The organism is Microbacterium allomyrinae (assembly GCF_020682705.1).
Taxonomy (GTDB): domain Bacteria; phylum Actinomycetota; class Actinomycetes; order Actinomycetales; family Microbacteriaceae; genus Microbacterium; species Microbacterium allomyrinae.
Genome location: NZ_JAGTTN010000003.1, coordinates 368,248 through 382,490 on the forward strand (window position 1 = coordinate 368,248; position 14,243 = coordinate 382,490).

The following is a 14,243-nucleotide window of genomic DNA, read 5'->3' on the forward strand; positions in this document are numbered from 1 at the left end:
AGAATCGACATGCACCTCCACGCGAAACGGCCTGCGGCTGATCTCGATACGCGCTGGCGCACTACTCGATCGCTCAGACTGCAGGCAGAGCGACGCCTCACGCCCGTCGCGTAGGCGCGGAACGAGCCGTGTCATGACGAACGTCAACAGATTCGACGGTGCATGTTTCACGTGAAACGGTCAGCGTGATCTCGATACGCGCGGGCGCGCTACTCGATGGCCGAGGACGGCACGTCGCGCGCTCGACGCCAGGACGTGCCCGTCGAATAGGCGAGGACAGAGCACCGTCGAGACGACGTCAACAGAATCAACGGTGCATGTTTCACGTGAAACGACGCGTATGTGACTGAACTCGACACGCATTGGCGCGCTACTCGATCGCTGAGGACTGCAGGTACAGCGACGCCTCACACCCGTCGAGTAGGCGAGAACAGACCCGCATCGAAACGAACGTCTACTGAATCGACGGTGCATGTTTCACGTGAAACGGTCGTTGTGATCTCGATACGCGCCGGCGCGCTACTCGGTCGGCAGGACGGGCCGTCGACGACGCTGACGCGACGTATCAGCGCACGGTGGCGCGTATGACCCGGGAGGGCTCTTCCAGGAGACCTTCACCGACAATTTCGACGCGAGCGTTTGTCACCTTGAATTTGCGAAGCTGCTTCTCGGCCGCCTCGATCTCGTTGGTCGCGCTGGTGCCCTTGAGCAGGATCAGCTCACCACCACTTCGGACCAGGGGAGCGGTGAGAGGGACGAGCGTGCGCAGCGCACTCACTGCTCGAGCGGTCACCGCATCGAGGGTCGCCCCGAACTTCCAGTCCTCGGCTCGCGCCCGCACCACCTCGACGTTATCGAGACCGAGCGAATCAGCCTGCTCCGAGAGCCAGGCCACGCGTCGTTCCATAGGCTCGATGAGAACCCACTCGACATCAGGCCGCGCGATTGCAAGCACCAGTCCAGGAAGACCTGCACCTGATCCCACGTCGCCGACGCGCCCCGAGAAGAGGGGAGCGATCACCGCACTGTTCAGAATGTGGCGAGACCACAGACGTGGAGGCTCGAGCGGGCCGATCAGACCGCGCTCCTCACCGTGACGTCCCAGTGCCTCAGCGAAGCGACGGGCAACCTCGATCCGGTCGCCGAAGATCTGTGCGGCGACCGCGGGCTCGTTCTCGATTTCGATCATGAATGTTTCACGTGAAACGGTGATCAGCCGCGGCTGATGACGGTGTGGCGATCGGCGCCATCGCCGTAGGACTCCGACACGAAACCACGTTCCGACACGATGTCGTGAACAAGCTTGCGTTCGTAGCTCGACATGGCCGGCAGCGATGCCTGCGTCGCACCGTCCTCGAGGCGCTCGATCGCACGGTCCACAAGGATCGAGAGCTGGCGCTGCCGCGCGTCGCGCGACCCGCCCACATCGAGAATCAGACGAGAGAACCGACCCGTACGGCTCTGCACGGCGATACGGGTCAGCTCCTGGAGTGCCTGCACGGTGTCGGGGTGCGCGATGAGTGAGACCGAGCCGTCCGCAGGACCCTCGACCGACACATAGGCACGACCCGAGCGCACGTCGAGATCGAGATCTCCGTCGATGTCAGCGATGTCGAGCAGACCCTCGAGGAAGTCAGCGGCGATGTCGCCCTCTTCTTCGAGCTGCGCAACTGTCGCGGGCACACGATCGGGGGCGGCATCGACAGGAGCGATGTCAGGCGAAGTGGTCATGAAGTCCTCGGGTCGTCTCTACGAAAGGGCTGAAAGCCGCGTGATCAGGATGCCGCGCCACTGCCGGGCGATGCCGGTGCGTCGTCACCCGAACCGCCGGCGGACTTGGGCGACTGAGGCTTCTGCTGACCCTGCTTCTTCGCCCGCTGCTTGCCGACGGGCTGCTGACGCTTGGGGGCCGCGGCACGCTGTGCCTCGGCCTCTTCGAACAGACGCTGCTGCTCAGCCTCGTACTTCTCCATGGGGATGACCTTGCCCGAGGCGTCGATCGCCTTGCCCTTGCGAGCGAGGCGCTCTTCGCGAGCCTTCGCCGCGTCGGAGCCGGGGGTCGGCATCTCACGGATGACGAGGAACTGCTGACCCATGGTCCAGAGGTTCGACATGAACCAGTAGATGACGACACCGAGCGGGAAGAAGACACCCGAGAAGACGAAGGCGAAGGGCAGCACGTAGAGCATGATCTTCTGCATCTGGTACGCCTGGCCGGTCTTGGCCTCGGGGGAGAGGTTCTTCGAAATGATCTGCAGCTGCGTGAAGAACTGCGAGCCGATCATCAGCACGACGAGGATGACGAGGATGACGATCGCCGTGGTGTTGCCCGTGTTGACGGCGTCGATCAGCGTCTCGTGAAGCGAAGCGACGCCGAACAGCTTCGCGTTGTAGAACTGCTCCGTGAGTTCCGCACTCAGCGGGCCCACGCCGCCGATACCGGCCGTCGCGTGCTTGGTCACGTCGTTGAGCACACTGAACAGTGCGAAGAACACGGGCATCTGGACGAGCAGAGGCAAGCAGCTCGAGACCGGCGTGGTGCCGTGCTTCTTGTACAGCGCCATCGTCTCGCGGCTCATGGCCTCGCGTGACAGCTGGTCCTTCTTGCCGCGGTACTTCTCCTGAACTTTTCGCAGTTCAGGAGCGATTTCCATCATCTTACGCTGGCTCTTGATCTGCTTCACGAAGAGCGGAATCATCGCCGATCGCACCACGATGACCAGACCGATGATGGCGAGAACCCAGGTGATGCCGTCAGCGGGAGGAAGCCCGATCGCGGTGAAGAACCAGTGCCAGGCGACGAGGACGAGTTCCACCAGCCACTTCAGCGGCCACAGGATGGTGCCGAAGAGGTCGAACCCACCCCCCGTCGTCGTCGCGGCGGGGGTGGAGGCGAGCAAGAGATCCATGCGGTGGATCAGTCCTTTCCGGTGGGGGCGGGCACCACGAACCCGTGAGGGGTCAGTGCGTGCCGGAAGTTCGCGTGAGCCGGAACGTCATCGACGCCCCCGACGGCCCATGGGTGACAGCGGGCCAGTCGCGCGGCGGTGAGCGCAGCGCCTTTCACGGCGCCGTGCTGCTGCACGGCGCCGACGGCGTAGGCGGAGCACGACGGGTAGTACTTGCAGACGTCGCCGTAAGTATGCGAGATCGTGGCGCGGTATCCGTGCAGCAGTGCAAGGAGGGCGTTGCGGGGAAGCAATGGCACGGTGTGGACGAGATCGGATGCCTCGAGTCGGGCATCGCCGAGCGCATACGCGGGAAGGACGCTCACGGGGTCCTCCGCACGAGACCACGCGAGACTTCGGCGCGAAGATCGTCGAAAGAGGCGGATGCCGCGCTCGGCAGCGCACGGATCACCACGTCAGTGCCCGATTCCAGCGTCGGAAGTGACTCGGCGCACAGCGCCTTGAGGCGACGACGGACGGTGTTGCGCACGACGGCGCCACCGACCTGGCGGCTGACGATGAAGCCGAACCGCGCCGGACCATCGGTCACGACGCGGTTCACATAGGTCACGGTGTGCGTTCCGGCACGCCGACGACCCCGACGGACGACGGCCTTGTAATCCGCTCCGCGGGTGAGTCGGTTCGGCCTCGCCAGCACCGCTCGGTTTTACGCCGAGAGCTCGGTGCGCCCCTTGAGGCGACGAGCCGCGAGAATCGAACGTCCGGCACGCGTGCGCATGCGGGCACGGAAGCCGTGCTTCTTGGCGCGGCGGCGGTTGTTCGGCTGGAAAGTGCGCTTGCTCATTTTGGGGACTACTTCCGATCAGGTGTCACCGGGACGCTCGAGACCGGGGACGGGTGTACAAGGGGACGGCCGTGTAGGCACAAGTCAACCGATTAAGGCTACGTCGATATGGCCCAGAACTCAAACCGGGATCCGCGCGCGGGCATTATGCCCGCGAGGCACTCGTGCACCTGGCACCGACACGCGGGCCGGTCCTACAGTGGAGTTTGCTCATGCGACGCCTGCTGACTAGCGTGGCTCCGGCACTTATCCACAGGCCAGGCACCGCGTTTCCGCGGCATCCGGTGGAGTCATCAACAACCCGGGGGAGCCATGTCACCGCACGAAATACCAGATGTCCCGGTCTGGTCGGCCGTGCTCGACGAGCTCCTGAAAGACGAGCGGATCACGCCGCAGCTGCACGGATTCCTCAGTCTCGCCGTCGCGCAGGGCGTCATGGGCGGCACGCTCTATCTGGATGTGCCCAACGATCTCACCGCCGCGCAGTTCACCAAGCGCATGCGGGCTCCGATCATGGAGGCCCTCGCTCGCGTGGAACAGGTCGACCACAGCCCGGCCACCACGTTCCGCGTCGTCGTCAACCCCGATCTGGCAGACGCGCACCTCACCGCCCCTCTTCCGGTGCAGTCGAACGGCATCTCGAACGGCACCCTGCAGTCCGGGTCCCTTCCGACGACGTCGGCCGCGGCATCCATCGGACGCGCGCCGCTCGACGAGGCCAAGGAACCCGTCTCCACCGTCTCGCGCAGCGATACCCGTCTGAACCCCAAGTACACGTTCGACAATTTCGTCATCGGTCAGTCCAACCGCTTCGCGCATGCCGCCGCGGTCGCCGTCGCCGAGGCTCCGGCCAAGGCGTACAACCCGCTGTTCATCTACGGCGATTCGGGCCTCGGCAAGACGCATCTGCTCCACGCCATCGGCGACTACGCGCTCAGCCTGTACGCCGGCATCCGGGTTCGATACGTCTCGAGCGAGGAGTTCACGAACGACTTCATCAACTCGATCGCGAACAACCGCGGATCGGCATTCCAGGCGCGGTACCGGGATGTCGACATCCTTCTCATCGACGACATCCAGTTCCTGCAGGGTCGTGCTGAGACGCAGGAGGCGTTCTTCCACACCTTCAACCAGCTGCACGATCACGACAAGCAGGTCGTGATCACGAGCGATGTGCCCCCGAAGCACCTCACCGGCTTCGAGGACCGCATGCGCAGTCGCTTCGAGTGGGGCCTGATCACCGACGTCCAGGCACCGGACCTCGAGACCCGCATCGCGATCCTCCGCAAGAAGGCGCAGTCGGAGCGACTGCACATTCCCGACGAGGTGCTCGAGTACATCGCGACGGTGGTGTCGTCCAACATCCGCGAACTCGAGGGCGCCCTCATCCGCGTCTCGGCATTCGCCAGCCTGAACCGCTCGACGCTGGATATGTCGCTCGCACAGACGGTGCTGCGCGACATCGTCGATCAGGACGACGCCAATGTCATCTCACCGACCGACATCATCACGGCCACCGCCGCCTACTTCAAGCTGACGGTCGACGACCTGTACGGTTCGAGCCGATCGCAGCAGGTGGCTCAGGCGCGCCAGATCGCGATGTACCTGTGCCGCGAGCGAACGAGCCTGTCCCTGCCCAAGATCGGGCAGCTGTTCGGCAACCGTGATCACACCACCGTGATGTACGCCTACAAGAAGATCAGCGAGCTCATGAAAGAGCGGCGATCCATCTACAACCAGGTCTCCGAGATCACCGCACAGCTCGGTCGCAACGGCCGCTGACCACCCGCTCCACGTCATAGGACGTCAGGCTGCGCCGCTCGGCGCCATATGCCGCAAGAAGTCCTTGACACGCCCGGTTCACAGGGCCAAGATTCCGGTTCTTCACAGTGTGGAAAACCTGTGGATAACTCTCCGACCCTGCGGAAACTCCTGTGAGCGATCGGGGCCCGCCTGTGGATGAATCGGGAAAGTCCGGGGCGCGTCTTCCGACATCCTGCAAGCCATCCGCAGCCCTTCCACAAGTCACACGGGTGTGGTTCCGCTGTCCCGCTTGGGATCGCGACAGTTGTCCACAGTTTCCACAGCCGTTAACACCATGACAAGAAGTTAAGTGGGAGAAGGGATCCAATGACCTTTGCTGTGGACGGGGCGGTGGAACGGATGCCGCGGCACCGTGGGTCTGGATTTCGTCAGACCTGCCACTAGCATGAGAACCCCGAGCCCGCAGCCTGTGGGCTCGCTGCAGAGGGAGCGTTCGTGAAGTTCCACGTCAATCGCGATGTGTTCAGCGAAGCCGTATCGTTCGTCGTCAAACTCCTGCCGCAGCGCAATCCTCAGCCGATCCTCGCCGGTGTTCTGATCGAGGCATCTGCCGAAGGCCTCTCGCTCGCCGCATTCGACTACGAAGCCTCGGCCCGCACCACGATCGAGGCCACGGTCGATGAGCCGGGCACGATCCTCGTCCACGGACGGCTGTTGTCCGACATCGCGAGCAGGCTCCCGAATGCTCCGATCCAGATCGAGGTCGACGAAGAGTCGGGCATCGTCCTCAGTTGCGGTTCGGCGCGGTTCACTCTGGCGTCCATGCCCGTGCAGGAGTACCCCGCGATCCCCGAGGTCACGGGTGACTCCGGGCTGGTTCCTTCCGAGGACTTCGCGACCGCGATCGCCCAGGTCGCCTTCGCCGCCTCGCGTGACGACGTCACCCCGGTGCTGACGGGTGTTCAGCTCGAGGTCTCCGGCACCGCGCTGAGCCTCGTCGCCACCGACCGCTACCGGGTCGCACTCCGTGAGATCCCGTGGGACGGCGGGTCGGCCGCCGCTGTCGAACCGACGACCGCACTGGTGCCGGCGCGCACGCTGACCGAGGTCGGCAAGACCTTCGCACACGGCGGCGATATCTCGATCGCCTTCTCAGGATCGGGCGATCGCGAGATCATCGCGTTCACCGCGGGCAACAAGACGGTGACCTCACTGCTCATCAAGGGCAACTTCCCACCGGTCCGCCGCCTTTTCCCCGAAGCGACCGAGCACCACGCCGTCGTCAACACCGCTGAGCTCGCCGAGGCTGTTCGCCGTGTGTCGCTCGTGCTCGACCGGTCCGCACCGCTGCGGTTCACGTTCACCACCGACAGCGTCTCGATGGACGCCTCCGGAACCGAGCAGGCCCGTGCGACCGAGTCGGTCGACGCGATCCTGGTGGGCGAAGACGTCACGCTCGGACTCAATCCGCAGTACCTGCTCGAGTCTCTCGGCGCCGTGAAGAGCGAGTTCGTGCGCATCACGTTCACCTCCAGCGACAACGCCAACAAGCTGAGCCCGGTGCTGATCACCCCGCAGACCTCGGTCGACAAAGCCGGTGCCGAGTCGTTCCGCTACCTGCTGCAGCCCAACCTGCTCCTGCGCTGATCCGCTGCCGCACTCGTCACGTCGGTGCGTGCGCCTGCGGGCGCGTCGGGGCAGCGAACTAGGCTTGACCGGTGATCGTGGAGCAGCTGAGTCTCGTCGACTTCCGCAACTATGCGGTCGCCGAGGTGACGCTCGTTCCGGGCCCCAACGTCTTCGTGGGGCGCAACGGCCAGGGCAAGACGAATCTGGCCGAGGCGATCGCCTTCTTCGCAACGCTCGGCTCGCATCGAGTCTCGAATGATGCGCCGATGGTGCGTGACGGCGCCGACGCCGCGATCATCCGTGCACGTCTCGCGCACGGTGAGCGCCGCGTGCTGCTCGAGGCTCAGGTCAATCGCCAGGGATCCAACAAGGCGAGGGTCAACGGTTCCCCGGTGAAGCCGAGCGAACTCCCGCGCTACGCGCAAGTGGTGCTGTTCGCTCCGGAGGATCTTCAGATCGTCCGCGGCGACCCGTCCGCGCGTCGCCGATTCGCAGATCAGCTCCTGGTGCAGCGTGCCCCGCGCATGTCGGGCGTGCTGGGCGACTACGACCGGGTGCTGAAGCAGCGCACGGCGCTGCTCAAATCCGCGAAAGCGCGCGGAATCCGCGGAGACGCGCTATCGACGCTCGATGTGTGGGATGACAAGCTCGTCGCCCTCGGCACCCAGGTGATCGAGGCCCGGCTCGCCCTCGCGACGGATCTGGCCGCACCCCTGATCGCGGCGTACACCGCGATCGCCGGCGCCGATCACCGTCCCGAGATCGCGTGGGCGCTCTCGGCCAGCGGCGCCGATCCGGAAGAGGGAGGCGATGCGCCGGTTCCGGATGACTCGACCTCACGGATCGCGGACCTCTTCCGACAGGCGCTGGCCGATCGGCGCACGTCCGAACTCGAGCGGGGGCTGACGCTCGTCGGGCCGCACCGGGACGATCTCGTTCTGCGCGTGCGCGGCCTTCCGGTGAAGGGGTACGCCTCCCATGGCGAGTCGTGGTCGGTCGCTCTCTCTCTTCGACTCGCGTCGGCCGAGCTGCTCCGGGCGGATTCGCGGCTCGGTGACCCGGTGCTGATCCTTGATGACGTGTTCGCCGAGCTCGACGCCGACCGTCGCGCCCGCCTGGCGGTGCTGGCCGGAGACTACGAGCAGGTCGTGGTGACCGCCGCTGTGGGCGAGGACGTCCCGGCCGCGCTGCGCGCCCGCGTCGTCCGCGTCGAGGCGGGCCAGATCCTGGAGTCGACGGATGCCTGAGCCACGGGACGACGTGCCCGGACACGCGCCGAAATCAGCTTCTGACCAGGGTGAAACCTCGGATTCCAGCCGGATCCCCGAGACAATCGCGACTTATCTCCGCCTTCGCGGACTCGAACCGTCGGCCCGTTCTTTCCGTCGTCGTCGTCGTCGCGATCCCGAAGACGAGCGTCTGCCGTTCACGGCCGGGCGCGACCCGCGCGGAGTCGCCGACGTTCTGGCCGACCTCACTCGCGAGGCCGGGTGGGACACGCAGCTCGCTCGTGAAGACGTGGTGACCGCATGGGCGGAGGTCGCCGGAGCCGACACCGCGCAGCACACCCGGCCGGTCGCGTTCTCGGAGGGTACGCTCACCGTCCAGGCCGACTCGACGGCGTGGGCGAAGCAGCTGCAGCTGATGCGCGCGCACATCCTTTCGGAAATCGTTCGCCGGTTCCCCGAAGCCGGGGTCGACGCGATCCGCTTCTTGGGCCCGGACGTCCCCTCCTGGAAATGGGGTCCCAGAACGATTCCAGGGCGTGGCCCGCGCGATACCTACGGCTGAGGCACGTCGGGAGGTATCGGGCTGCGTTTCATGGCTTCACAGGGCCGTGTGCGGCGCGTTATCGCCTCGTAAACAGATAGACTGTCAGGGCCCCCGTCGCAGGATTTGGAGCCCCTCGTTAACATGACGTCCGACATTCCCGAAAACGTTCCCGAGGAACCCCAGAAGCGGACCGCCGCTCAGACCCCCGGTGAATACGGGGCAGACGAGATCCAGGTGCTCGAAGGCCTGGAAGCAGTCCGCAAGCGCCCCGGCATGTACATCGGATCCACCGGACCTCGTGGTCTTCACCACCTGGTCCAGGAGATCGTCGACAACTCCGTCGACGAGGCCATGGCAGGCTACTGCGACACGATCGATGTGACGATCATGTCGGACGGCGCCGTGCGCGTGATCGACAACGGTCGCGGCATCCCGGTCGACATGCACAAGACCGAGGGCAAATCCACGGTCGAGGTCGTGCTGACGGTCCTGCACGCCGGCGGAAAGTTCGGCGGCGGCGGCTACGCGGTCTCGGGTGGTCTGCACGGGGTCGGCTCGTCGGTCGTGAACGCGCTGTCGACGCGCCTCGAAGTAGAAGTCAGCCGCCAGGGGTACGTCTGGCGGCAGTCGTTCCGTGACGGCGGTGTTCCCCAGGCTCCCCTCGAGCGCGCTGAGGAGAGCGATGCGACCGGCACGACGATAACGTTCTGGCCGGATCCCACCATCTTCGAGACGACCCATTTCGACTACGACACCCTGCGCACCCGATTCCAGCAGATGGCGTTCCTGAACAAGGGCCTGCGCATCGACGTGCGCGATGAGCGCCCCGACTCCGCATACGAGGACACCTCCGAGCCGGGAGGAGACGTCGTACTGCAGCAGCCGAACGACAGCTTCCTCTACGAGCGCGGTCTGGTCGATTACGTCGAGTACCTCAACAGGGTGCGCAAGGCCGAGCACGTCAACGAGGAGGTCATCGCCTTCGAGAGCGAGGACCCGGTTCGCAAGATCTCGGCCGAGGTCGCGATGCAGTGGACCACGAGCTATACCGAGAACGTGTTCACGTATGCCAACGTCATCAACACGCACGAGGGCGGAACGCACGAAGAGGGATTCCGCGCAGCACTGACCACACTGGTCAACAAGTACGCGCGAGCCAACAACCTTGTCAAGGAGAAGGATGAGAACCTCTCCGGGGACGACGTGCGAGAGGGATTGACCGCTGTGATCTCGGTCAAGCTGTCCGAGCCGCAGTTCGAGGGTCAGACGAAGACGAAGCTCGGCAACACCGAAGCGAAGGCGTTCGTGCAGAAGGTCGTCGGTGACCAGCTCGGAGACTGGTTCGACCGCAACCCGGCACAGGCCAAGAACATCATCCGCAAGGCGATCGACGCGGCGACCGCACGCATGGCGGCGCGCAAGGCCCGCGAGACGGCACGCCGCAAGAGCGTGTTCGAATCGGCCGCGATGCCCGACAAGCTCAAGGACTGCACGAGCAAGGATCCTTCGATCAGCGAGATCTTCCTCGTCGAGGGCGACTCGGCCGGTGGTTCCGCGGTGTCGGGACGCGACCCGCACACGCAGGCGATCCTGGCGCTGCGCGGGAAGATCCTCAACGTCGAGCGCGCCCGCCTCGACAAGGCCCTGGCCAACAAAGAAGTGCAGGCGATGATCCAGGCCTTCGGCACGGGCATCGGCGAGGACTTCGACATCGACAAGGCGCGCTATCACAAGATCGTGCTGATGGCCGATGCCGACGTCGACGGTCAGCACATCACGACGCTGCTGCTCACGCTGCTCTTCCGCTACATGCGCGGCCTCATCGAAGCCGGATTCGTGTACCTCGCGATGCCGCCGCTGTACCGCCTGAAGTGGTCGAACTCCGCACACGAGTACGTGTACTCCGACAAGGAGCGCGACGGCCTCATGGAGCAGGGTCTCGCTGCGGGCAAGCGCCTGCCGAAGGACTCCGGCATCCAGCGCTACAAGGGTCTGGGCGAGATGAACGCCAAAGAGCTGTGGGAGACCACGATGGATCACACCACCCGCACGCTTCAGCAGGTCACGATCGACGATGCCGCCGCGGCGGATGAGATCTTCTCGGTGCTGATGGGCGAGGACGTGGAGTCCCGTCGCACGTTCATCCAGCGCAACGCCAAGGACGTCCGCTTCCTCGACATCTGATGCGTTTCGTCTCCTCGCTGCGCTCATCGCTCAACGACCGGTTGTTGAGCGAGCGGAGCGAGACGAAACGGAATTAATGAAAGAACGCACATGACAGACGAAGAACGCCCCGACGCGAACCCCGGGCACGAGCATGGCCGCATCGACCAGGTCGATCTGCAGCTGGAAATGCAGCGCAGCTACCTCGACTATGCGATGGCGGTCATCATCGGCCGCGCGCTGCCCGATGTGCGGGACGGCCTGAAGCCCGTGCACCGCCGCGTGATCTACGGCATGTACGACGGCGGCTTCCGCCCCGACAAGTCGTTCTCCAAGTGCGCGCGCGTCGTCGGCGAGGTGATGGGTCAGTACCACCCGCACGGTGACACCGCGATCTACGACGCCCTCGTCCGGCTCGTGCAGCCGTGGTCGCTGCGGTACCCGCTGGCACAGGGACAGGGCAACTTCGGCTCGCCCGGCAATATGGGTGCCGCCGCACCGCGCTACACCGAGACCAAGATGGCTCAGCTCGCGCTCGAGATGGTGCGCGACATCGAAGAGGAGACCGTCGACTTCCACGACAACTACGACGGTCAGACCCAGGAGCCGTCGGTCCTGCCGGCCCGGTTCCCGAACCTGCTCGTCAACGGTTCCGTCGGCATCGCCGTCGGCATGGCTACCAACATCCCGCCGCACAACCTCCGCGAGGTGGCGTCCGGCGCGCTATGGGCGCTGGAGCACCCGGATGCCTCGCGTGAAGAGCTGCTCGACGCGCTGCTCGAGCGCATCCCGGGCCCTGATTTCCCGACCGGCGCGCAGATCCTCGGCACCAAGGGCATCCGCGAGGCGTACCGCACCGGGCGCGGCTCGATCACCATGCGCGCCATCGTCGCGATCGAAGAGATCGAGGGACGCACGTGCCTCGTCATCACCGAACTGCCGTACCAGGTCAACCCCGACAACCTGTCGGTCAAGATCAGCGATCTGGCGCGTGACGGGAAGATCACCGGCATCGCCGACATCCGCGACGAGACGAGCGACCGCACCGGGCAGCGACTCGTCGTCGTGCTCAAGCGCGACGCCGTCGCGAAGGTCGTGCTGAACAATCTGTACAAGCACACCCAGCTGCAGGAGAACTTCGGCGCCAACATGCTGGCCATCGTCGACAACGTGCCGCGCACGCTGTCGCTCGACGGCTTCATCTCGCTGTGGGTCGAGCACCAGGTCGAGGTCATCGTCCGGCGCACCCGTTATCGCTTGCGCAAGGCCGAGGAGCGCATGCACATCCTGCGCGCCTACCTCAAGGCGCTCGATGCACTCGACGAGGTCATCGCGCTGATCCGCCGCTCGCCGACGGTCGACGACGCGCGCGCAGGCCTCAAGGCACTCCTCGACATCGACGACATCCAGGCCGATGCGATCCTGCAGATGCAGCTGCGCCGCCTCGCGGCCCTCGAGCGTCAGAAGATCATCGACGAGGCGACCGAACTCGAGTTGCAGATCGCCGACTTCCAGGCGATCCTCGCCGACCCCGAGCGCCAGCGCACGATCATCGCCGAAGAGCTCACTGCGATCGTCGACCGCTTCGGCGACGATCGTCGCACGCACATCCTCCACGGGTTCGACGGCGACATGTCGATGGAAGACCTCATCCCCGAAGAGGAGATGGTCCTCACCGTCACACGCGACGGCTACATCAAGCGCACGCGCAGCGACAACTACCGGTCGCAGCACCGTGGCGGCAAGGGCGTCAAGGGCGCGCAGTTGCGCGCCGACGACGTCGTGGAGCACTTCTTCGTCACCACGACGCACCACTGGCTCCTGTTCTTCACGAACAAGGGCCGCGTCTACCGCTCGAAGGCGTATGAGGTGCCCGAGGCCGGCCGTGATGCGAAGGGACAGCACGTCGCGAACCTGCTCGCGCTGCAGCCGGACGAGGAGATCGCGCAGATCCTCGACATCCGTGATTACGCCGTGGCGACCTATCTGGTTCTCGCGACGCGGAGCGGCCTCGTCAAGAAGACGCGTCTGACCGAGTACGACACGAACCGCCAGGGCGGGATCATCGCGATCAAGCTGCGCGATCATGCCGGCGACGAGGACGACGAATCCGACGTCGACACCGAGGACGAGCTCGTCAGCGCGCTCCTCGTCGACGAGGGCGACGACATCCTCCTCATCAGTCGGCGCGGCATGTCGCTGCGCTTCTCGGCGACTGACGGCGCACTGCGTCCGATGGGCCGCTCGACGTCGGGCGTGAAGGGCATGGACTTCCGTCCGGGCGACAGCCTGTTGTCGGCGTCGGTCGCGAAGGACGACGAATTCGTCTTCGTGGTCACCGAGGGCGGGTACGCGAAGCGCACCGCCGTCGACCAGTACCGGGTGCAGAACCGCGGCGGACTGGGCATCAAGGTGGCCCGTCTGAACGACGATCGAGGCGTTCTCGCGGGCGGTCTGATCGTCGGCGAGGACGACGAGGTCTTGGTGGTTCTTGCCAGTGGCAAGGTGGTACGCTCTGCCGTGGCCGAGGTACCAGCCAAGGGACGCGACACCATGGGTGTCGTGTTCGCCCGTGCCGGGGGCGATGATCGGATCATCGCGATCGCCCGAAACGGGGAGCGTGGACTGGCCGAAGAAGCCGAGGCAGAAGACGAAGTTCCGGCCCCTGAGACCCCCGCAGGGTCGGACGCCTCTCCCGAGACACCCGAAGAGAGCCCCGACGAATGAGCACGGTAGCCGACAAGCTCGCCAAGAAGTCCAGCCACAAGACCAGCGCCAAGCAGGTCCGACTCCGGCTGGTATACGTGGACTTCTGGTCCGCAGTGAAGCTGTCCTTCCTCGCGGCGATCGCGATCGCCGTCGTCACGGTCGTCGCGTTCGTGATGGTCTTCCTGGTCGTGCAGACCACGGGCCTCATCACGAAGGCCGATGAGTTCTTCAGCAGCTTCTCGGATGGCACCGTCCTGCTCTCGGACTTCGTGAGCTTCCCGCAGGTCCTCGCGTTCTCGGCGGTCGTCGCGATCCTGAACCTCGTGGTCGTGACGGTGCTCGGCGCGGTCATCGCCGGGATCTACAACCTCGCGGTCAAGGTCACCGGCGGTCTGCTGGTCGGCTTCACCTCGAACTGATCTTCTCCGTCGCATCGCCGGCATCCGTGAACC

13 protein-coding genes are annotated in these 14,243 nt (G+C 65.2%); 7 read left to right on the plus strand and 6 right to left on the minus strand.

Translation table 11 applies throughout. The features are described 5' to 3' along the window. Positions 1-565 precede the first annotated feature (565 nt). From rsmG to rpmH, 6 genes are read right to left on the minus strand one after another with little or no spacing between them, the layout of a single operon-like run. Entirely contained in the window at positions 566-1,189 is a 624-nt protein-coding gene (gene rsmG / locus KEC57_RS11480) for a 16S rRNA (guanine(527)-N(7))-methyltransferase RsmG (protein ID WP_229384751.1), read from the minus strand. Between the two features lie 23 nt (positions 1,190-1,212). Continuing rightward, positions 1,213-1,731 carry a Jag family protein gene (locus KEC57_RS11485; RefSeq protein WP_229384752.1) on the minus strand — a complete coding sequence of 173 codons (519 nt, stop codon included), beginning with the start codon at positions 1,729-1,731 and terminating at the stop codon, positions 1,213-1,215. 44 nt (positions 1,732-1,775) lie between these two features. Next, positions 1,776-2,909, minus strand: a complete 1,134-nt coding sequence (gene yidC / locus KEC57_RS11490) for a membrane protein insertase YidC (protein ID WP_229384753.1) — start codon at positions 2,907-2,909, stop codon at positions 1,776-1,778. Between the two features lie 8 nt (positions 2,910-2,917). Beyond that, positions 2,918-3,274: a membrane protein insertion efficiency factor YidD gene (gene yidD / locus KEC57_RS11495; protein WP_229384754.1), complete on the minus strand. Its 357-nt coding sequence runs from the start codon at positions 3,272-3,274 to the stop codon at positions 2,918-2,920. Further along, a complete protein-coding gene (gene rnpA, locus KEC57_RS11500; protein WP_229384755.1) occupies positions 3,271-3,606 on the minus strand; it encodes a ribonuclease P protein component in 336 nt (111 codons plus the stop codon). The genes yidD and rnpA overlap by 4 nt, the downstream gene beginning before the upstream one ends. A gap of 9 nt (positions 3,607-3,615) precedes the next feature. Next, positions 3,616-3,753 (minus strand): 50S ribosomal protein L34, encoded by a 138-nt coding sequence (gene rpmH / locus KEC57_RS11505; protein WP_056223155.1) that lies wholly within the window; start codon positions 3,751-3,753, stop codon positions 3,616-3,618. Between the two features lie 312 nt (positions 3,754-4,065). Between rpmH and dnaA the strand changes: the two genes are divergently transcribed. From dnaA to KEC57_RS11540, 7 genes are all read left to right on the plus strand, one after another. Next, entirely contained in the window at positions 4,066-5,535 is a 1,470-nt protein-coding gene (gene dnaA / locus KEC57_RS11510) for a chromosomal replication initiator protein DnaA (RefSeq protein ID WP_229384756.1), read from the plus strand. A 477-nt stretch (positions 5,536-6,012) separates the two neighbouring features. Beyond that, entirely contained in the window at positions 6,013-7,164 is a 1,152-nt protein-coding gene (dnaN, locus tag KEC57_RS11515) for a DNA polymerase III subunit beta (protein ID WP_229384757.1), read from the plus strand. 71 nt (positions 7,165-7,235) lie between these two features. Then, entirely contained in the window at positions 7,236-8,393 is a 1,158-nt protein-coding gene (gene recF / locus KEC57_RS11520) for a DNA replication/repair protein RecF (RefSeq protein ID WP_229384758.1), read from the plus strand. Then, complete coding sequence (locus KEC57_RS11525; RefSeq protein ID WP_229384759.1) at positions 8,386-8,937, plus strand: DciA family protein; 552 nt, start codon at positions 8,386-8,388, stop codon at positions 8,935-8,937. The genes recF and KEC57_RS11525 overlap by 8 nt, the downstream gene beginning before the upstream one ends. Positions 8,938-9,060: 123 nt before the next feature. Continuing rightward, positions 9,061-11,103: a DNA topoisomerase (ATP-hydrolyzing) subunit B gene (gene gyrB, locus KEC57_RS11530; protein WP_229384760.1), complete on the plus strand. Its 2,043-nt coding sequence runs from the start codon at positions 9,061-9,063 to the stop codon at positions 11,101-11,103. Between the two features lie 90 nt (positions 11,104-11,193). Next, a complete protein-coding gene (gene gyrA / locus KEC57_RS11535) occupies positions 11,194-13,809 on the plus strand; it encodes a DNA gyrase subunit A (protein WP_229384761.1) in 2,616 nt (871 codons plus the stop codon). Continuing rightward, on the plus strand, positions 13,806-14,210 hold the full coding sequence (locus tag KEC57_RS11540) for a DUF3566 domain-containing protein (protein ID WP_229384762.1): 405 nt from the start codon (positions 13,806-13,808) through the stop codon (positions 14,208-14,210). Before gyrA ends, KEC57_RS11540 begins: the two co-directional genes overlap by 4 nt. Positions 14,211-14,243 lie beyond the last annotated feature (33 nt).

Bases quoted from the DNA above. Each gene is read 5' to 3' on its own strand.
- KEC57_RS11525 (WP_229384759.1), top strand. From the start codon at position 8,386: ATGCCTGAGCCACGGGACGACGTGCCCGGACACGCGCCGAAATCAGCT.
- yidC (WP_229384753.1), bottom strand. From the start codon at position 2,909: ATGGATCTCTTGCTCGCCTCCACCCCCGCCGCGACGACGACGGGGGGT.
- rsmG (WP_229384751.1), bottom strand. From the start codon at position 1,189: ATGATCGAAATCGAGAACGAGCCCGCGGTCGCCGCACAGATCTTCGGC.
- gyrB (WP_229384760.1), top strand. From the start codon at position 9,061: ATGACGTCCGACATTCCCGAAAACGTTCCCGAGGAACCCCAGAAGCGG.
- dnaA (WP_229384756.1), top strand. From the start codon at position 4,066: ATGTCACCGCACGAAATACCAGATGTCCCGGTCTGGTCGGCCGTGCTC.
- KEC57_RS11485 (WP_229384752.1), bottom strand. From the start codon at position 1,731: ATGACCACTTCGCCTGACATCGCTCCTGTCGATGCCGCCCCCGATCGT.
- rpmH (WP_056223155.1), bottom strand. From the start codon at position 3,753: ATGAGCAAGCGCACTTTCCAGCCGAACAACCGCCGCCGCGCCAAGAAG.
- gyrA (WP_229384761.1), top strand. From the start codon at position 11,194: ATGACAGACGAAGAACGCCCCGACGCGAACCCCGGGCACGAGCATGGC.
- KEC57_RS11540 (WP_229384762.1), top strand. From the start codon at position 13,806: ATGAGCACGGTAGCCGACAAGCTCGCCAAGAAGTCCAGCCACAAGACC.